The sequence below is a fragment of the Paraburkholderia phytofirmans OLGA172 genome (assembly GCF_001634365.1).
GTDB lineage: Bacteria > Pseudomonadota > Gammaproteobacteria > Burkholderiales > Burkholderiaceae > Paraburkholderia.
In genome coordinates, this window is sequence record NZ_CP014578.1 from 1,517,539 (window position 1) to 1,537,372 (window position 19,834).

The 19,834-nt window shown below is 58.8% G+C and carries 15 protein-coding genes and 2 pseudogenes; 6 read left to right on the top strand and 11 right to left on the bottom strand.

What is annotated here, in order from left to right:
- The 3 genes from AYM40_RS06500 to AYM40_RS06510 form a co-directional block, all read right to left on the bottom strand.
- Entirely contained in the window at window positions 1-3,123 is a 3,123-nt protein-coding gene (locus tag AYM40_RS06500) for an MdtB/MuxB family multidrug efflux RND transporter permease subunit (protein WP_063495505.1), read from the bottom strand.
- An 18-nt stretch (window positions 3,124-3,141) separates the two neighbouring features.
- Window positions 3,142-4,548: an MdtA/MuxA family multidrug efflux RND transporter periplasmic adaptor subunit gene (locus AYM40_RS06505; RefSeq protein WP_063495506.1), complete on the bottom strand. Its 1,407-nt coding sequence runs from the start codon at window positions 4,546-4,548 to the stop codon at window positions 3,142-3,144.
- Window positions 4,549-4,926: 378 nt separating this feature from the next.
- The gene (locus tag AYM40_RS06510) at window positions 4,927-5,763 is read right to left on the bottom strand and encodes an IclR family transcriptional regulator (protein WP_063495507.1); all 837 of its coding nucleotides are present in this window, start codon (window positions 5,761-5,763) and stop codon (window positions 4,927-4,929) included.
- An 808-nt stretch (window positions 5,764-6,571) separates the two neighbouring features.
- Between AYM40_RS06510 and AYM40_RS06515 the strand changes: the two genes are divergently transcribed.
- Entirely contained in the window at window positions 6,572-6,895 is a 324-nt protein-coding gene (locus AYM40_RS06515; protein WP_063495508.1) for a hypothetical protein, read from the top strand.
- 43 nt (window positions 6,896-6,938) lie between these two features.
- Here the strand turns inward: AYM40_RS06515 and AYM40_RS06520 are convergent, their stop codons facing one another.
- A complete protein-coding gene (locus AYM40_RS06520; RefSeq protein ID WP_236720904.1) occupies window positions 6,939-7,286 on the bottom strand; it encodes a DUF2442 domain-containing protein in 348 nt (115 codons plus the stop codon).
- Here AYM40_RS06520 and AYM40_RS38070 point away from each other — a divergent pair.
- Window positions 7,265-7,399, top strand: a pseudogene (locus AYM40_RS38070) (IS6 family transposase); the annotation flags it as partial. The gene AYM40_RS06520 and the pseudogene AYM40_RS38070 sit on opposite strands and share 22 nt — an antisense overlap.
- A 523-nt stretch (window positions 7,400-7,922) precedes the next feature.
- Here the strand turns inward: AYM40_RS38070 and AYM40_RS06525 are convergent.
- Complete coding sequence (locus AYM40_RS06525) at window positions 7,923-8,534, bottom strand: hypothetical protein (protein WP_063495509.1); 612 nt, start codon at window positions 8,532-8,534, stop codon at window positions 7,923-7,925.
- 241 nt (window positions 8,535-8,775) lie between these two features.
- Between AYM40_RS06525 and AYM40_RS06530 the strand changes: the two genes are divergently transcribed.
- Entirely contained in the window at window positions 8,776-9,033 is a 258-nt protein-coding gene (locus tag AYM40_RS06530; protein ID WP_063495510.1) for a hypothetical protein, read from the top strand.
- Window positions 9,034-9,371: 338 nt separating this feature from the next.
- Here the strand turns inward: AYM40_RS06530 and dcm are convergent, their stop codons facing one another.
- Window positions 9,372-10,703 carry a DNA (cytosine-5-)-methyltransferase gene (dcm, locus tag AYM40_RS06535; RefSeq protein ID WP_063495511.1) on the bottom strand — a complete coding sequence of 444 codons (1,332 nt, stop codon included), beginning with the start codon at window positions 10,701-10,703 and terminating at the stop codon, window positions 9,372-9,374.
- 199 nt (window positions 10,704-10,902) lie between these two features.
- Between dcm and AYM40_RS06540 the strand changes: the two are divergent.
- The 3 genes and pseudogenes from AYM40_RS06540 to AYM40_RS39995 all read left to right on the top strand — a co-directional run.
- Window positions 10,903-11,109, top strand: a pseudogene (locus tag AYM40_RS06540) (IS3 family transposase); the annotation flags it as partial.
- A gap of 296 nt (window positions 11,110-11,405) precedes the next feature.
- The gene (locus AYM40_RS43600; protein ID WP_063495513.1) at window positions 11,406-11,936 is read left to right on the top strand and encodes a DUF6471 domain-containing protein; all 531 of its coding nucleotides are present in this window, start codon (window positions 11,406-11,408) and stop codon (window positions 11,934-11,936) included.
- Window positions 11,937-14,175: 2,239 nt separating this feature from the next.
- Window positions 14,176-14,754 carry a hypothetical protein gene (locus AYM40_RS39995; RefSeq protein ID WP_148662119.1) on the top strand — a complete coding sequence of 193 codons (579 nt, stop codon included), beginning with the start codon at window positions 14,176-14,178 and terminating at the stop codon, window positions 14,752-14,754.
- A 469-nt stretch (window positions 14,755-15,223) separates the two neighbouring features.
- On the opposite strand, the gene AYM40_RS06570 is transcribed toward AYM40_RS39995, so the two are convergent.
- The 5 genes from AYM40_RS06570 to AYM40_RS38075 all read right to left on the bottom strand — a co-directional run bounded on the left by AYM40_RS06570 (window position 15,224) and on the right by AYM40_RS38075 (window position 19,620).
- Complete coding sequence (locus tag AYM40_RS06570; RefSeq protein ID WP_063495518.1) at window positions 15,224-15,544, bottom strand: hypothetical protein; 321 nt, start codon at window positions 15,542-15,544, stop codon at window positions 15,224-15,226.
- A 127-nt stretch (window positions 15,545-15,671) separates the two neighbouring features.
- Window positions 15,672-16,124, bottom strand: coding sequence for a hypothetical protein (locus AYM40_RS06575; protein ID WP_063495519.1), 453 nt, complete (start codon window positions 16,122-16,124; stop codon window positions 15,672-15,674).
- 245 nt (window positions 16,125-16,369) lie between these two features.
- On the bottom strand, window positions 16,370-17,335 hold the full coding sequence (locus AYM40_RS06580; protein ID WP_148662120.1) for a hypothetical protein: 966 nt from the start codon (window positions 17,333-17,335) through the stop codon (window positions 16,370-16,372).
- 445 nt (window positions 17,336-17,780) lie between these two features.
- Window positions 17,781-18,872: a hypothetical protein gene (locus AYM40_RS06590; RefSeq protein ID WP_063495522.1), complete on the bottom strand. Its 1,092-nt coding sequence runs from the start codon at window positions 18,870-18,872 to the stop codon at window positions 17,781-17,783.
- 466 nt (window positions 18,873-19,338) lie between these two features.
- Entirely contained in the window at window positions 19,339-19,620 is a 282-nt protein-coding gene (locus tag AYM40_RS38075) for a hypothetical protein (RefSeq protein ID WP_082854970.1), read from the bottom strand.
- Window positions 19,621-19,834: the final 214 nt, after the last annotated feature.

A 19,834-nucleotide genomic window follows, 5' to 3' on the forward strand; every position in this document is an offset into this window, starting at 1 on the left:
TCAGGTCCCTGCATCGGTGGCGGGCGGCACGGGCTTGCCGCGATTGAAGCGCTCGCGCGCGCGGCGGGCGAGCGCGTCGAAGCCGAGATAGATCACCGGCGTTGTAAATAGCGTGAGCAGCTGACTGACGATCAGGCCGCCGGCAATCGCGATACCGAGCGGGCGGCGCAACTCCGAGCCTGCGCCGGTGCCGAGCATCAGCGGCAGGGCGCCGAGCAGGGCGGCGAGCGTGGTCATCAGGATCGGCCGGAAGCGCAGCAGACACGCCTGATAGATGGCTTCGCGCGGCGGCTTGCCTTCCTCGCGCTCGGCGTAGAGCGCGAAGTCGATCATCATGATGGCGTTCTTCTTCACGATACCGATCAGCAGCACGATGCCGATGATGCCGATGATGTCCAGATCGTGCCCGGTCATCAACAGCGCAAGCAGCGCACCGACGCCCGCCGAGGGCAGCGTCGACAGAATCGTGATCGGGTGAATAAAGCTTTCGTACAGCACGCCGAGCACGATATACATCGTGACGATCGCCGCCAGGATCAGGAACAGCTCGTTCGACAACGACGCCTGGAACGCCAGCGCCGCACCCTGGAAGCGCGTCTGGAACGACGCCGGCAAGGCGATATCCTTCTCCGCCTGATCGATCGCTTTCACCGCTGCGCCGAGCGACGAACCCGGTGCGAGGTTGAACGAGACGGTGGTGGCCGGGAACTGGCTCAAATGCGTGACCAGCAGTGGCGCGGGTTGCTCGATGAACTTCGCGATCGACGACAACGGCACCTGGCCGCCCGACGAGGTGGAAGAGGGCAGGTAGATCGAATTCAGCGATTCCGTGTAGTGCTGCATCTGCGGCTGCGCTTCCAGAATCACGCGGTACTGGTTCGACTGCGTGAAAATGGTCGAGATGATGCGCTGGCCGAAGGCGTCATACAACGCGCTGTCGACGGTGGCGGGCGTGATGCCGTAACGCGACGCGGTGGCGCGGTCGATTTCGATGTAGACCGACTGGCCGTTGTCCTGCAAGTCGGTGGCCACGTTCGCCAGTTCCGGCGACTGCTTCAGCCGGTCGACCAGCTTCGGCACCCATGTGGTGAATTCGCTGATGTTCGGGTCGGTCAGCATGAACTGATACTGTGTCGGGCTGACGGTGGAATCGATCGTCAGATCCTGCACCGGCTGCATGTACAGCGAGGCGCCCGGAATATGCGCGACGTCCTGCTGCAACTGGCGGATCACGTCGCTCGCGGTGTTGCTGCGGTCGTCGCGCGGCTTCAGGTTGATCAGCATGCGGCCACTGTTCAGCGTGATGTTGCTGCCGTCCACGCCGATGAACGAGGTGAGGCTTTCCACGTCCGGGTTCTTCAGGATCTGCGCGGCGAGTTCCTGCTGACGCTCGGCCATCGACGCATACGACACCGACTGCGGGGCCTGCGTGATCGCCTGGATCACGCCGGTGTCCTGCACCGGGAAGAAGCCCTTCGGAATGAACACGTACAGCACGCCGGTCAGCACCAGCGTGAGCGCCGCGACGAACAGCGTGGCGCGTTGCCGGTTCAGCACCCAGGTGAGCGCGACCGCGTAGCGGGCGATCACCCAGTCGATAAACTGATGGGCTTTGGCTTCGAATCGGTGGCTCTCATGCGGCGGCGAGTGGCGCAGGAGCTTCGCGCACATCATTGGCACGAGCGTGAGCGAGACCACGGCCGAAATCACGATCGTCACGGCCAGGGTGATCGCGAATTCGTGGAACAGCCGCCCGACCACGTCGCCCATGAAGAGCAGCGGAATCAGCACGGCGATCAGCGAGACCGTCAGCGAAATGATCGTAAAGCCGATCTGTTTCGAGCCCTTCAGCGCGGCCTCCATGGGAGACTCGCCTTCTTCGATATAGCGCGCGATGTTCTCGATCATCACGATTGCATCGTCGACCACGAAGCCGGTCGCGATGGTCAACGCCATCAGCGACAGGTTATCCAGCGAGAAACCGCACAGGTACATCACGGCAAGCGTGCCGATCAGCGACAGCGGCACCGACAGGCTCGGGATGATGGTGGCGTAGATGTTGGCGAGGAACAGGTACATCACCAGCACCACCAGCACGACCGACATCAGCAATTCGAACTGCACGTCGCGCACGGACGCGCGGATCGTGGTGGTCCGGTCGGTGACGATCTCCACCTCGAGCGCGGCGGGCAGCGACTGTTGCAGCTGCGGCAGCAGCGTCTTGATGCTGTCGACCACCTGGATCACGTTCGCGCCCGGCTGGCGCTGCACGTTCAGGATGATGGCCGGCGTGTTGTTGACCCATGCGCCGAGCTTGGTGTTCTCCGCGCCCTGCACGATGGTGGCGACGTCCGTCAGCATGACCGGACGGCCGCCCTTGTACGCAACCACGGCGCTCTTGTAAGCGTCGGCGTCGGTCAGCTGATCGTTCGCGTTGATCGTGTAGTTGCGCGTTGGGCCGTCGAAGTTGCCCTTCGGCGTGTTGACGTTCAGGTTCGAAATCGTGGTGCGCAGATCGTCCAGATTCAGACCGTACGCGGCGAGCGCGCGCGGGTTCGCCTGAATCCGCACGGCCGGGCGTTGACCGCCTGACACGCTCACGAGACCCACACCCGCCACCTGCGAAATCTTCTGCGCGAGACGCGTGTCGGCCAGATCCTGCACCTGCGTGAGCGGCAGCGTTTTCGAGGTGATCGCGAGGGTGATGATCGGCGCGTCGGCGGGATTGACCTTGGCGTAAATCGGCGGCGCGGGCAGGTCGGACGGCAGCAGGTTGCCCGCCGCATTGATCGCTGCCTGGACTTCCTGCTCGGCGATATCGAGCGGCAGATCGAGGCTGAACTGCAGCGTGATGATCGACGAGCCGGCCGAGCTTTGCGACGACATCTGATTCAACGACGGCATCTGCCCGAACTGGCGTTCGAGCGGCGCGGTGACCGAGGAGGTCATCACGTCCGGGCTCGCGCCCGGATAGAAGGTCTGCACCTGGATCGTCGGATAGTCGACCTCGGGCAGCGCGGAGAGCGGCAGGAAGCGCAGCGCGACGAGACCGACCAGCATGATCGCCGCCATCAGCAGCGCAGTGCCGACGGGGCGCAGAATAAAGACGCGGGATGGATTCATGCGGTAGTCGCCGTGCCTTTATTGCGAGGCTTGCGCCGCGTGTTTGCCGTGATGTCCGTGGGCGCCGGAGGCACCCGATGCGGCTGCCGCGCCACTCGCCCCGGCGCCCGAAGCGCCGCGCGGCCTGTCGGCCGGAATCGTGATCTTCGCGCCTTCCTTCAGCCGGTCCGAACCGTCGATCACGACGCGCTCGCCGACCTGCAGGCCGGATTTGATGCTGGTGCGTTCGCCGTCCACCGGGCCCACCTTGACCGCACGCACCGTCACCGTGTTGTCGGGCTTCACGACGTACACGAACGAGCCCATCGAGCCGTTCAGCACAGCCGGCGTCGGCACGATCACCGCGTCCTTGATCGTATCCACGAGGAGGCGTGTATTCACGAACTGATTCGGGAACAGCAGGTTCTTGTCGTTCTGGAAGTTCGCGCGCAGCTTGACCGTGCCGGTGGTCGTGTCGATCTGGTTATCCAGGGTTTCGAGCGAACCGCCCTCGAGCGAGATGGTGTTGCTGCGGTCGTACGCGGTGACCGAGAGTTTCGCGCCCGTTTGAGTCTGCTGGAGGATCTGCTGCAAGTTGTCTTCGGAGGTGGTGAAGATCACGCTGATCGGCTGCAACTGCGTAATCACGACGAGGCCGTTAGTCAGGCTCGGCGTCACGTAGTTGCCCGGATCGACCTGGCGCAAACCGACGCGCCCCGACACCGGCGCGGTGATGCGCGCATAGACGAGATCGAGTTTGAAGGTATCGATGTTCGCCTGGTCTGACTTCACCGTGCCTTCATATTGCCGCACGAGCGAGGCTTGCGTGTCGACCTGCTGGCTGGCGATCGAGTCTTGCGCGAGCAGCGTCTGATAGCGCTTCAGGTCGAGGCGGGCGGTTTGCAGCAACGCCTGGTCGCGCGCGAGGGTGCCTTGCGCGTTTTCCAGCGAAATCTGATAGGGGCGCGGGTCGATCTGGGCAAGCACGTCGCCCTTCTTGACCATCTGGCCTTCCTTGAAATACACGTCCTGCAGCACGCCGCTCAACTGCGGCAGCACGGTGACGTTGGCGAGCGGCGTGACCGTGCCGAGCGCGGTCAGCACGACCGGCATCTCACCCTGTCTGGCGGTCGCCACGTGAACGGGCTGCGGCATGCTGGCGAGGCCGCCGCCACGGCCCGCGCGACCGCTGCTCGCGCCACTCGCACCGGCCGCCGGGCTTGCGCCGCCAGGCCCGCCCCACGGATGCCAGCGCCACAATACGATCCCGAAGATGAGCAGCGCCGCCACGATCAGGGCGATGTTGCGGCCGCGATGGCGTTTGGCCGTGGCCGGCGCGGTGCCGGGGGCACCACCAGGCCTTCCGGTGGAGGACGGTTGCGAACCCGGTAGGGAAACCGGAGCGGCAGGGCGTGAAGTTTCCGAAAGCTTTTGTTGTTCGTCCATCAGTTCGGTCAGGTGGCTGGCTTTGATGTGAGCCGTTCGTGCGGTTGCGCCGCTTCGACAGTTCGGCGGGCCGGCACGCAGGCGGCATGACAGGCGGTTTCGACCGCGGACGCGCCGCGAATGTTCAGCGCGATGCTACCCGAGGCGCGGGACACAGATGTTAGCTCAACGCGCCATCGTGACAGGTCGGCGGGACGTTATCGAAGGGTGATAGCGGCAAGCCGGGCGAGCGCCCCGCGACGGGAATGCATGATCCTACGTTGCGGGTGTTGTAACAGTCCACCCATGTATTTTTCTGTTGATTACAAAAGTTACAGTGCGGATGGAGGACGGGTTGAAAATGCCGTGGCCGCCGATCGGCGAGCGTCTCTCGCGTTTTCAGTTGTCCAGGCGGCGCCCAGGCGTGCCGCCGATCTCGAGAACGATCTTACTGATGCATTCGAGCAGCGCCGGCGCCGCGTGCGATATCAGCCAATCGCGCGGGCACTGACCCGCGGAGCCGCCGCAAGTGACGGCATAGCGCTCGCCCGAGGGGCCGATGAACCCTGACGCGATGGCGTTCAGGCCCTCGTGCCATTCGCCCGCGGTGATCGCAAAGCCTTGCTCCGCGGTTTCCCGTAACGCGCAGGCCAGACGGCTGCTGACATGGCCCCAATCGTCACCTTCGGCGGCCTGCAAGCCGGAGAGCAACTTTTCGCGTTCCGGTTCGGTAAGAGCCGACAGATAGGCGCGGCCGACTGCGGTGCGGCTAAGGTTCATGCGCGAGCCGATTTCGAGGCGCGACACGAGCACCGCCGAACGTGGCCGGATTGCGTCGATCACCACCATGTCGAGGCGGTCGCGTACGGCCAGATGCACGGACAACGCGGTGCGTTCGGCGAGTTCGATGAGGAAGGGGCGCGCTCGGGCCCGAATGTCGAAGTTGCGTAGAAAGCCGTTGCTCAACTCCAGTACCGAGGAAGTCAGCACGAATCGCTCGCTGTCGGGCAAGCGGAACAGGAAACCTGCGCCGACCAGCGTGGCGGTAATCCGCGAGACGGTAGGCTTCGGAATGCCGGTTAGCTCTGTCAACTCGCGGTTGCTGAGCGGCGCGTCCGCTGCGGCGATCGAACGCAGCACGGTCAAGCCGCGTGCCAGCGCGGTGACTTCGTCGCCCGAGCCGTCTTTATCTTTGGCTGGGACTGTGTCAGTTCGGGAGGGCGTTGGTCGGTTCATATCGTTTTTTTGGAACTACATTTCAGTTTTTGTCCGCTTGCCTGCCAGCAAGCGTTCCGCAAAAGCTCGGCGGTAGTCCCAAAATGGGGAGTGAGCCCCATTTTTCATCTGAAGATTCATTGTATCGGAATATTTTGCCGCAACGAATGCAGCTTCTTTATATTTTGCTTGACTTAGTCAGCATAACCGTAAAAAATGGAACTTCATTTCGAAAGACGGTTTCAGGTTCTGCTTTTTGAAATTCCGAACCAACCGTGGTCCGCGGAGTGTCTGGTCGAGTGCCTTAACAGTCCCCCGTAACAGTCCCCGCAGCGTCCTTCTCGAGTCCGGCGTCCAACATCGCGCGCCCGTTCAACTTTCGAATACCGTCTCTCAGGTTCTAGCACGGCCCTCGGAATGGCTAGAACTTTTTAAGGCGTCACGGAAACGTGACGCCTTTTTTTTGTGCTATTGGCACACAACAAAGTTTGCACCAATCGATAACGACGCGTTAACACACAACATAGTCTGCTCCAACGGTAAAATACGTGATGCGGTGCAGCATTTGTCAAGGAAAGAGCTATCAGAGCGCCCGATGCTTCCAGCATAAGAACACAACGCCGGGTCCGTCGGCCGGGAGTGCCTTTTACATCTGGCGTAAACTTGACTCTGGACGGGCAGAAGAGGGCGGCGGTGAGAGTCCTGCGGCGTTGGCCCGCAGGTCCGGTTCGTATCGTTCGTTCCTGGTTTCCACGTTCGAGCCTGATAAGGGCGGTTGAGCATATCGCCCACGTCCTGCAAACCACCACCTCGTGTGTTGGGAGGCGAAATGACGAAGGTACCTGACGACTTTCCGCATGATGTCGCGCCAGCCGCGCTCGCCGGGGCACAGCCGAAGCTGGCGGCGCGCATGATCGACGGCCAGTTTGTCGTCGGACTGACCGAAGAAGAGCGATTGGACCGATGGCAGATATGTGAGGACCTGGCACTGCAACTGATGGTGCCCGCCCGGAAGGACGCCGCAAAGTACCCGCAGAAGACTCACGATGTGGTGCTTGGGCGCATCGGGGACGCTATCGTGGGCAAGGACTGGTGCAGTGTAGTCGAAATGAACTGGATCATTGCCCGGTTGCGCGAACTGCTTCGATGGTGATCCCTCATCGGCTACCGGGCGTGTGTCGAAAGCCGGCTCAGATTCACCGGACATTTTCATCCATCTGGCCGCGAAGTAATCCGGCGACACTGATGTCTTCGTCGAGGGCGTCCCAATGCAGACCCGCGCCTGAGGCGGAGATGCGGAATCCGTCGCGTTGTCCAGGCGTTGCCGCGGCCAGTCGCGGGAAACACCGTAGTGGAATTTTGAGCCTGCGGCCGTCGCCCAGGACGACGGTGAAGCTGATTTCGTCAAACAGCGGGTCTGTTGCGAACGGTGTCATCACGATACCTTCTGCAGTTTCGTCGGTAGTGTCGCAGTAAAGCTCTGCGGCAAGATTCGCCACTCCATATTGTTGACGGGCGCGCAATGGCAAAAACGAAGAAGACACTGCCTCCATGCATCGGCACGGTGCTCAAACGCCTGCACTACCCCGTGAATGTGATGTTGTTGTGCGTGCGGTGGCACGTGGCCTACTCACTGAGTCTGCGCAATCTCGAAGAATGAAATGAACGCGTCCCGCCCGTGAGCGTGGGAGCAAAAGAAGGTGGATCCTCACGGGCCAACGGCATCGATGTGCCCACGCGGAAAATATGAGTTTTCCTAGGCCTGTCAACCGTCTGCGTGGACTCGCAGGTGCCTTTCATCATCTGGCAGCGGAGCGCGGTCATCATGCCATTGCAACTCCCACGGTGTGGCACACGTCAACGTCGATTCGTAAGCTGTCTGGAGATTCCCCGTCGAGCAAAGCACGGCCACCATGCAGACCACTCAGGTGCCATCGGAAACGATATCTGAATGCATATTTCGCTTATATATTAGACTGCGGGCCGGCATCGTTCACTGATTCAGCGCATCGGCGACCATGAAGGATAGGTTCGCCGTCAGCTTGGCGGATGCCGCTTGCCTGGTGTTTTGTCATAAGCAAACGGCATGTATGCCAGCGCGCTTCCCTTGCGTCTCCCCAGACAGTCACCTGGAGGACGAGGAGAGCCCGGAATAACAATGGCCGCTGCCTGCTTCCTCGCTACGGCAGCATTTCCGGGGAGGCGGGACAGCGATATTGGGTGGGACTGTCGGTGCCAATCTCCTGGTTCCACACCCACAACCACGCACTCACATACGCTCCGTACGCCGAATCGGAAACCATGGGGTCTGCATCAAAGCACACCATGCCACGCGCATATGAACATTGTCTGCGCGCACTCGCGACGTAATGAAGGTTGCATTCCCGTAACCCCCAGAAGTCGATGCACATCTGCGCCGTCAGTCCGTCGTTCCGCATCTCTTGTAGTTGGTCGCTAAAATCCTTCTCGCGCTGATACGGGCGACTCTCCGGTTCCGCACTCCAATCTATTAAATCCGGGTCTTTGTCGACCCACATCCAAGCGCTGACATACGCGCCGCACTCTGACGCGTACACCAGCGGTGCCGGGTCGAAGCTTATGGCGCCCGTTCCGCGGTTGTACAGGCGCTCAGCAGCCGCGATAAACGGGCTACCCTCATACTGTTTTCCGAAAAAGTCCAGAAAATCACTGGGTTTGAACCCGTTGTTCGCCATATGGGAAAGCTGAGATTCAAAATCGGACAGGCTACGGAAACCCAGTGCATGACATTCGACAACACCGCCTTGCAGCATTGGTATCCGTTCAAGACGGGTCGATGGCTTTACGAAGGATAAGTTCATTGAATGTTGGAGATGGTTAGGAAAATTTCGTGAGTAAGCTTTGTTTGTATAGCGCCATTTTTTATTCCCTCGCGTCATCCCCGCTAAACCGAAAACCAACGGGTTAGATAGCGTGCGAAGTTTCGCAAGACTTTTACGATCCTCTGCTGTCGAGAGGCGATCGTCCGGCGCCTTTCTCGCACAGCAGGAACTGATGTCCCTTGTAAAGGGAGTCGGTGACCGGTGCGCAGGATATTTGATTAGCGGCCAGGACTTTTGCGCCTACGGTCTGCCAGAGGGAGCGATTGCCGTCGTTGATCCTCTGGTCAAGTGGAAAGGCGGCGATGTAATTGCAACAACCTCCAGCGGACATCTTGATTTCCGTCGCGTGCCGCGAAACGGCCGTTTGCGGGCCGACCAGACCGTCCTTGGCGTGGTCATCGCGACCATCAGCGTTTTGCGCCCCTCGTAAACAGTTTTCCTGACAGCGGTCTCGAGATACAGAATGCCAATACCTGATTACGCGTTCCGTGAGCCTCGCGGGATGCGCCGCTGTCTACGCGAACTCCAATGGAAACTTCGACTTTGAGGACGGACTGGTTGCCGCGAACTCTGTCGCGCAGAATTGCGGCGACGGTGGAATGCCAGGCCAACAATGTGCGCAGCGTACAGACGAGCACGTATTCTGACCTGCGCGAATTCAGGCGCAGCTTATCCGTTGCGGGCTTGAGTCCGGGGACGTCCGATGGCAGGTTCGGGCGGCAACACAACATCGTTGCCGTCCGTGCCTGACCGGGAAAACTGCGCCGGCTACTTCTTTGCGATTGCCGCGACCAGCGCGGTACCGATTCGGGTCACCAATCCAGTAACGAGTGCATTTCCCATGAGCATGGCACGCGTGATGTCTGACACGCCTTCACGGTCGGTGAAGCCGCGAGGGAAGTGATGCAGTTCCTCCAGTTCCTCGGGTACGAGTCGGCGAAGCAGGCCGGACGCCTCCCGGATTACGTGCTTGGTCCTGGTCGCGCTTGCGCCGCCCTCCGATGTGATAATCGTTCTGGCCGGCCGGTCGAGCCTGTCCGGGTAGGGCATCGCGCCTTCCGAATAGGTATATGAGAAGCCATTCTTGTCCCGCGGAATACTTTTCGCACCCTTCGCCAGACGCCATCGCTCTTCAGCCTCGCCGCGGACATAGAAACTGGTCGGCACAAGCGATGTTTTGCTGATGACGTCACCGAGCGTTCGGGCCGAGGAGGAACCGGTGAATCCGGCATAATCATCCGGGACATCGGTGGTGACGCGGCAGGACCAGACCTGCCCTTCAGCCATGAAACCTGCGTTCGCGAACCTCGATTTGCCGTTTGACAGGGGCGCATACCTCAATTGCTGCGCAAATGGTTCATTGCGGATTGTCATGCAGGGGTTGACGGCATCGAGCGGCGTTACCAGTGTGCATGGAAAGGCTGCCGTCAGTACGGCCTGCCTGTGCCACTCGGTGTCCGTTGCCAGTTCCTTCATCATGCGTCTGTAGACGCCGGTCGACTGGTGGTACGCGACGATGAAAATGCGGCGTCGGCTTTGCGGGAAGCCGTATTCAGCGGCATTGACAACCCGCCACTCCACCGCATAGCCCAGTCCGTAGAGCGTCGACAGGACCATGGAGAAATCGCGTCCGCGGCAGGATGCGGGCGACGAGAGCAGGCGGTCCACATTTTCGAGCACGACAAATTTCACAGGTTGTCCATCGTCAATACACTGCCGGAGCAGGGTCGCGATTGACCACCACAGCACGCCCTTTCTTCCGTCGAGTCCCTTCGAGTGGGAAAGCGGCTTTGCCACCGAATAGTCCTGGCAGGGAAAGCCGCCGACGACCACGTCCGGTGCTGCAACGCGGATAGTCCGTTGACCTTCTTCTGACGCCAGGACCGTGGCGATGTCTTCGTTCAGATGCACGCCATCGGGCCAATGACTCCGGTAAACGTTACTGGCGTGCTGGACTTTCCGCGCGGGCTCGTACTGGTTGCTCAGGGTGATAACAAATGGACTGGCGTGTACCGCCTCCAGCCCCAGTCTGAATCCGCCGACCCCGGCGAACAGTTCAACGACATTGAGTTGGGCATTTCTTGATTCTTCTAACGGCATCTTGATTCCTGATTTGATGTAGGAACCAAGTACAGCTAAAGACTTTTAGCCGAGACCTTGCCGGATCGGGCCAGGGCGTTTTTCCTGTGGATTTTTCTGGGTAAGCCGGAATGGGGCAGCTGGATTTTGGACAGACTGCCGGCGCCGGCGGCAAGGTCCGCCACGTCATGGTGTGCAGTCTTCAGGGGGCGCGCCCGGAAGGATTGTTGCTCACGAAATGCATGACGCCGAATCGGCGGAACTGGCAGCGTTGCTGATGCGACGTGCCAGTCTGGCTGAGGAGCTGGCAGGACGTCCTCTGGTGCTGCACTCAGATAACGGCAGCCCGATGAAGGGCGCGACGATGCTCGCCACCCTGGAAAACAAGGGGGTCGTGAAGTCTGGCTCAATCCCGAGCGAATGCAACCGATAGAACTAAAGCAGTCCGCATGAAGTGACGCGACAAGTACATTGACAACCGCCGAGCGGTAGTTCCAGTGATTTGTCGAGCAAGCGCTCAGCCACGCATACAAGGCGCGCTTCGGCAACGCTTTACAATGAACAAGTCGTGAGCGTCGGACGAGTCCGCCAGGAGCCGTGTCCGTTTTCAGTTTTTGATTTGTTAATAGGGGTCCGTCGTTGGGTTAATCAACCCGCGAATGTACGCCTTTAAATCAGCGCATCGTTCTCCAGGGTGAGCGGAATTTGAGCAAACTTCAGGGCGTGGAGTGGGAAGTACTGGCCTCGCGAATAATGCGAGGCCTTTTGGCGCGCCGGGGCTGGGACTATCGGCGCCTGGCTGAGGCGCTGACGGGGTCCGGGCACGACCTGTCACACAAGGCGGTCGACCACAAAATTCAGCGCGGCAGTTTCGAGTGCGCCTTCTTCCTTCACTCGATGCACATAATTGGGGCTAGCCATCCGCCGCAGTGGAGAAAGGCACTCAGGACCGCGGGAAACTGGAATATTCGGGCTTCCCATGTGCTGCGATACGAAATGGCGCGATGGCCCGGCGTGGACTGGCAAGAGCTCAGTCACCGGCTGGCCACTATTGGCGTTGCGGTCACTGATGACTTCCTGCAGCAGAAAGTGTCGGCCGGCTCATACCCTTTGACCCTGCTACTCCAGTACGCTTCGGTTTTTTGGGTCGAGGGTATCGAGATGCTTGTCGACCGGGACGACTTGCGAGCGGCATGTCGTCCCATCTCGCCTCCGCCAGCATACCTTCCGTTCGACGACGAAATTTCGTCTTGATTTCCTGAGAGGCCGCCGTATAGTTACCAACGGAGAGGCGCGGGTTGAATCACCCGCAACTGGGGGCTTGGGTATGTCCGTCAGAAGTCTGCCGCAGCTTGCCTTGCTGGCTTTCCACCGAGCCGTCGGTACATTGACAGTCAAGTGGATGAGCCAGGCAGGCGTGCTTTCCACGGCTGACGATTTACGAGATTCTGTCTCTCACCAGCGCAGAACCGTTCCGTCGAAGCGACGGCTTGCCAGGGGCTACATCATGTTCCACACCGGAATGATGATGTCGAGGCGCGCGGGAGCCGCGGGCCTCCTGAGCCTGTACGCTCGTTTCTGCGCCAGAGCGATGCAGTCCCGCGGCGTTCCGGCTATCAGCGTGCTCATCACTACGGCAGGCGCCGGGAGAAGTCGCGGCAACGCCACGACGACGGTTCCGGAAGGCGCAGCCGAAAGGCTCGCGCCCCGGTCTCGACGGCGGCCAATGCTCGAAGCGCACTGGAACCGCCGCAACAAGCTCATCCACGGACTGAACATGCTTCCCCCACTCAGGCTGTAGGAAAGCCAAAGGCCCAGAATCGTGGAGGGAACGCGCAGTCGAAGCCAGTTAGTAACAGGTCTGCTCTTGGTCTATTACATCGCGCCCAACACAGGCGTCACACGTACCGCTGTCGATTTGTTCCCGGAGGCTGACAATGCCTATCTGGTCCACGCTTCCAGTTGAGGTTGAGCCCGAGGTGCGCCTGGAGAGCTGGGCGGTCATCGAGACCGAACCCGAATTTCATCAGCAGCATTTAATTGGCATCAGGACCGATAGCAGGTCTGCACGAATCAGCTCAGCGCTGAGGAGCTTCGACCAACACGCCATGCTTCGTGTGACGTCAACGGGCCGCCGATACCAACTGACGGTTCGCCAGGTTGGACTGCGGATACGCAATACGTCCTGCTGAACTGGTGCCGGACTAACAACGTCGCGACGATTTCTGATGTCACGCTCGAGTACGTCCACAGTGCAGAGATGACGAGCCCGAACGGAGGTATCCAGCGATGACTCAACCTGACGAACGAACAAGGCACTCGGTGACGCACGCGAGCTGCTGCGCATTGTGTACGCATCCGAGAAACCCATCATGTGGGGTCTCGTCAGAACTCGCGCGATGATGATTCTGCGTCGTTACCCGCGAGACGAGGAGTTGTCGAATCGGCGGCGGCTTTGCCAAACGTTTGGGCCGCGCCGCTGCAAGTGAAGGATGCTTTTCCACCAGGCTGGCAGAGCGATAGGCAGGTCATCAACGACTTCAACTCTATCGTTTCCGGCTCGTAAGCGCAGCTGATTTTGGAGTTGTCACAAGGAGCCGCTCGTGATGAGGGTCGAGTTAAGGATGTCGGGGCCAGAAAATCTCGCGGTTGTGCTGCATTGGTTCGTGCACCGAGACGAAGCGGGTTGGATTCTCACCATCAGCGATGTGGGCGACCGCATACGCTCAGTGCCGGTGGAAGTCTACGTCGACCCAATAACCAATCCAGTAGCAGCGGCAGCCGAACTATGGCCGGTAATGCGCACGCTAGGCATCGGATTGGACTTTGCCTGTGCCGGTCCCCGGCACCTCCAGTCAGAGATTCGGGTCAAGGATGCCGCCCGGCTATTCTGGTCCCAAGCTACCACCTGGATATGGCAGGACTCGCGCGCCGTTGCATATCGCTCACATCCCACCATCCGCCGCAGAACGATGTCAATCCCACTTGCTCCGCCTGAAGAACTTGCTCAGGCCTGCTACGACTTTGACGCGGCTTTCGCGACACAATGATTGCAGGTGTCCATAGTTGGCCGCTCTCATCTGGGAGCGACGGCGTGATGTCAACGTCATAGTTTCCTCAAAGGATTTACGGCGAAGCGTTACCGGGAGAACATAACGATAACCGTCGGCGGAGCATATTGCGGCCGCGCCCGCAATAAGCGGGACTTCTTGGGATGCTCACCAAAGGAAAAGGGTCGCGATTACGCTGTGCAATCTGTCCTGACTTGTCCTGTCAGGCACTATCTGGTCAACATCGACCTGCACACATCCGCGTTTGCGCATCGGACCGTTTGAGCGCTGCAATCGACGCCTGGACGTAAAGAACAGCGAGGGGCGCTTTGGCATGGTTTCTCCCGGAGGTCGACAGAACAGAAGGTACTAGATCTAGCAAAGGAACGACGATGACACGGACTGCGAGTGGTGCCAACGGGTCTTCGCATCGCGATGCTCGCGTGCTAAAGAATCTCCACATCGCCGCCGTCGCTGCCTGCTTGTTTGACCCTGCAGCAGCTCTTGCGCTTCTTGACGTTCCAGATGCGGAACTCGGTCGACTTCTGAAAATTCGTCTGATGGAAATCGCTGGTCTGTCGACAGCGTTGAACATCGACGTCCATTCGATTCGTGGTCGCAACCGAAGCAAGTCAAGTCGGAAAACGCGCAGTTCCATTCGCGGGGCAGTTGAACGTCATGTTTTGGTGGCCGCCGGGAAGTTGCTGCGCACGTCCAATTTTCTTGCGGCTTCGGGAGCTACGGAGCAAAAGCTCAGCAAAGATGTCGCCGCCCGCCGCATCTTCACAGTCGACCTTGAAGGTGAGCCCTATTACCCTGCGTTTTTTTTAGTAAAGCAGCTCAGCAGCAAAGATTTGGCGAAGGTAGTGCGTCGACTGGATGACCAGAGCGGTTGGAGCAAGTGGGAGTTTTTTACGTCGCCCAACGCATTGCTCGACCATCGCACACCGCTGCAAGGGCTCATGCAGAAGGAAGTGAAGCCCGTATTGCGCGCCGCTGACGCCCTTGTTCAAAAGGGGTAGAGTTTTTCCCCGCTGAGATACGCGGTCATGCACCATCCTGGATGTCTTGCAGGCACGCTTCGCTTTCGCGATTGAAGACTGTTGGAGATTCGCAATCTGCAAAGCGCGAGAAGCGGACATCGTTACATTCACCGGTTCCGTGACGTCAGCGTGAGAATACCTTGAGACTCGTATCTGCGTTCGCTTTCGTCTCTCGGTAGACGAAGTTCTGGAATGGTCAGTAAACGGCGCTCGCCCTAGGGTTGGAGTGGCCCCGCGACAGGCTTAGCCAGGGTGCCACGGCATAGGTACGTAACGCGCTTGAAACTGGGCTTACGACAGGTCTTGCCCGGTCGCAAAATCGGTTTTCCTGTGCACGCCAGGTCCATCGGGCATCTCGGGCGCCGCCTGGCGATCCATTGCGAGGCTCGTCGTGACGGGCTCGCAATCCAGCAATGAGCGCTGTCGGTTCAGTTCGTATCGTGACTAGTCAACCGGGGCGTGTCCCCATATCCGAGATATCAACCAGGTCTGTCTTGCCGGAGGGGAAGAGCACCGTGCCATCAGCAAGCTCAGTCTGGGGCAGCCTGAAGTGCAGTGGATCCCACTCATGTGCGGAGGCGTTTGAATGTTTCCAGTCCTGGTGAAGCCGATACAGGTCGGCCCAATGGGCGAACTGATGAAGTACGAGTCGGCTCGTCTCGTTGCCGACATGGAGCACGGGAAGTTCACAGCGAAACCGGCGAAACGCCTTGACGGCGATATCGCGCTCGAACCACACCGCGTTGTTGGGCAGAGTCCAGATTGCCATCGGCACGGGTCTCCCGGAACTGTTTGTCAGTCGATGTTCGAGCGAGCCAGGCTTGTCGAGAAGTTCCGGATTCCGGAGGAACCATGCGTCATCAATACGTACTACAACACACCGTCGCTCGGCAGTCTTATTGCGCAGCGCGGGGGGGCAGAGCTTCCCGGGCGATGATAACGCATGTCGACTGTAACGTTAATCCATGGCGAACTTCACTCAGAACCGGCGTGGATTCGTCGGTCTCCCAGGATGGTGCTGACTTTACCGGCGCGTTTTCTGTGTTGATGTAGTGCGCTTGCCGACCTCGCAGTATTCTGAGCGTCTCGCGGGCAACGGTGTCGCTCGCATATTCGCCGAAACCCGTGCCGCCGCCTCGCCAGGAAAAATCTGATTTGATGGAAGCGCTGGCGTCGACGTACGGACCGGCGATGTCAGCGTTGCCGTCATCTTCGTCTTCATTTTCGCTGTAATAGACGCAGAGGTCGTCGCGGTACCGGTTACCTCTGTTTTTCACCTCGGCACGAACGAGCGAAAGCTGGCGTTCATGGGGGACGGCCAGTATCGTTTCGCGCCGAATGGGCGCCATATCAGGTATAGCACCGCTTTTTATCGCTTTCCTCCAAACACAGCCGCTAAGTCTGATTGGACTTCACAGGTTGCGGCGAGGATAGGCCGAGGAGCAATGTCAATGCTGCCTGGTTGGTTCTTGCTGGCTGCAAGGACGGCCAGGCGCTGACTGCCGAGATGTCGCTTGCCTGAGAACTGCCGGGCTGACATAAGATTCTTCTGCCCCGCTGTCCAACAGTGAGGCAGCAAAGCCACAGCGGGCTTCTAGCGGAAGACCGGATGGGGGTACCACGCCGGCTTTCCGATGCGACGCCGAATCATTTTCCAGACCTCGTCGGCAAGCGAATGAAGCTGGTTTTCATCCACCGCGTCACCGATGCGTAGCATGCGCACAATCAGGGCGAGCGCCTCTCCAGCCGTTATCGGACTGGAAACCAGAAGACGTCGCAAAGGTTGTCCGAGGCGGTCCCATTGATATTCGACTTTTCTCATCCAGCTGACACATCGGTCGACCGCGCAGAAGAAGGCATCCCGCTCCGCTTCGAGGGCCTCGCCTTCTTCGCGGGTTTCGGCCGGTATCCAGTCCCACCGCCAGACAATGTCAACGTTTGACCAGAAGTGAGGGTCGGTGCCGTCGTCAAGCCGCGCCATGATGTGAGTCGCGTAGGCGAGCGCTTCAGAGTAAGGCATCCCGACCTCGTACGTCACCCGAAACGGCATCGGCCCTTGCGACTCATCGGAGGATGGTTCGTCGCACACCATGCAAGATGCGCGAAGAGGAGCATAGAGTTGGTCCTCGGCGGCGAGGCAATCGAGAAACAGTTGCACCACCCGGGCTGCCAGCTTTCCCCGATATGAATTACTGTCCTGCCGAAGAACGTATTTGTAGTCCTCAAGTGTCGGCCGGCCGTACTTTCCATCGAAGAGTTCGTGCGCGATTTCATTCTCCATCATGAAATGCTGCTCCTGATGATGTTCGGTAGCCCTTGCTCGAAGCTGATGAAGCACGTCGAGGCTTTCCCTGAATTCCGCAAGTCGTTGCTGCTTTTTCAACGAGTCGGCCAGCGAAGGATTCTGCTGCTCAACCATCCAGACGACCACTTCCGATTCTACGGGAAACGTTCCATGGCTAAGGCTGGCATCACTTTCACGCAGCAGCTCGATTGCGTAACGAAGGGACTGGTCAATCAGAGAATCGGATGAGACGGCGGCAACGTAATTGGAAGTCAATTTTTTCTCCTCAAAAGGTCAAGAAAGTAAGCGGCGTTCTTAATATAGAAATGTTTTTTATTCTTGCTTCGACCTTGCCGTGTAAGGTTTTTTGAGGAGAAACCTCGATAAGCCGAGTGGCGACATCGTTCAATGATGCTCCCTAAGGGGAATCCAGAGATGCGACCTTGAACATTGGAATGACAATCCCGATAGGCGCAAGGGCATACAGCCGTGTCCAAGGTGGTGACTATCTTGCCGATCGCATCACCCACAGACGCCCCTGCGACACAGACCGGCCAGCGTTCGTTATAGCGAACTTCCCGGGGAATCAGAGCACTCCGCGGTCGCCTTGCTGGCAGTCTTTGAACCTTGAACGGTATAACGAGCTAACGCTCGGGCGGACACAAGCTTCAAAAGTTGAGCTTCGATGCTTCAGCAATCGCAACGCTCACCCGAGCGTGTCTCAAAACGGAACAGGTTCCTCATAGTCCGGGTCCAAGGTCAAGTCGTCGAGAAGCGAAGCGAACAGACGAAGTCGCTTGATTGCCTTCGCTGGTTTACCATTCGGGAGCTGTGCGATGCCATCGCGAACCGGCAAAGATTTGCGCTGGTTGTTGAAGTCGCGCAGTGCATCGTCGATTCGGACAGCATCGATAAGGCTTGTGAACCGATGCATGGCCAAAGCACAGACCTTCGTGCCGATAAACAGCACGGGCAATTCACCGTCTGTGTTGCGGATTTTCTCCATCACCCTTGACGCATCAACGAGAATAGTGCCGGATGCGAACTCGAGAACTGGAATCTGGTCGCCTTTTGTCTGTTGGAGGATAGCAACCGTCGGGCACTCGAAAGTGACCGGAAAAGTCTCAAACCACTCGTCAGGAACGGTCACCGCTAAACAGTGCCTGTCTGGCACGGCGGTCGTCAAATCCGGCGGAAGGAAGGAGTCGTACCGGGAGTTTTTAACCCAGTAGGCCGTTTCGTGGGCGTGCAGACTCCGTCGAATCTGCTCGATTTGCTCAGTGGTCTGCGCCGTGTATAGCGCGCCAGTGGCTCGCGCCTCAAATTTGCGCAGTCGAACCTTCAATGCAAAATCTAACATCTTCACGAACGCTGAACGGCAAAGCTTCGATTCAAACGGGTCGTCAAAGCCACGTCTACCAAGCGCGGTGGATCTGAACCACCTTTGCCGCGCTTCCTCGATGAGGAAATCGAACTTGAGGGTCTTTGCCTCGTCAACAATCGTCTGCACCTCTGTAGCAACCAGTCGCATCACAGATAGAAACGCTGGTGCTTCCTCGTTGAAGTTCGTTTCGATACTGTCATGCCATTCGCAAGACTCGGCGATTTTCCAGTCTCGACGACGAAGAAATTCTAGCGCATAGGGCGGTGTAAGGTTTCTCCAGGCGGCCGTATAATTCTCGCTCACCGATGCCACCATATTGACCTCAACTTCAAGGCGCTCGAGAAGTTTGCGGACGGGAATATCCTCCGGGATTTCTGCGCCGTCGTACCATTCAACTAGACAGGTTTCAGTGTCATACCGTTCGTGCATATCGTTGCTCCCTGTAAAAAAAAGTATAGGAGCGGTTTTTAGCGCACTGGCGATAGTTTTTTTGGGAAGGCGCGTTCTTGAGCGGTGATACCGCGTTGCCAGTCGATGGGCACACCGAGCCGCCGTATTAGGCGGTAACCGACGCGGTCAGGAACGGGAAGGCAGACTGTCGGCATGGCATCTCGACCAGGACGCGTTCGAGACGAGAACTTCACTTATCTGGAGTTTCACGACATTCAAGCAGACTGACGACAGTTGGCGGGACGACCAGGCGAATGGGTTCGTTTAGCGGGCGGGGTGGACAAGGGAAGTGAGGCGGGGTCGTTCACGGTTTAGACCGGTTGTCGGCCTTAGCGGTCGCTAGCATGACCATCTGCCAACGGCAGCTATAGTCAGTATTGCCGACGACGGAGCCGGCGACTAGCTCGAAAGTGGGAGCCGCATCTTCACGACACACAAAATTTAGCTATTGCCCGTTTCGAGTTGCGCGGTCGCCTTCGACGTTAGCATCGTTACGGCATTCATAAGCTCCTTCCTTGGTATTGCCATACCAACGCTGCCCTTTAAAGTGATACACGCCCGTTTTGGTATTGACCCATACAACAGTATCTTTCGGGCAATGCTGCCTGGCTTCTTGCTCGTTTTGGAAATGCGGGACGGATTGTCCGTAGACCACTTCCAGTGGCAGCAGAGATGACGCCAATAGGAAAATGGCATAATAAGCAGATTTTGTTAGAATTCTCTTCATACGATCCCCTCTAATAATTTGCTTTGATGGAGGCATACGAACTCGCACATCTGCCTACTGCGATCGTCATCGAGGATTTCTCGCCCTTTGCTGTATCCGTGCTGCGCCATGATACCGATAGCTGTCATCGACCGACCCGGTCTCGATAAGCCAGTAAAAATCCAAGCCCGCATGCGATGTCGCAGCGTTGCATGAATCCTACCGTCTTGATAGC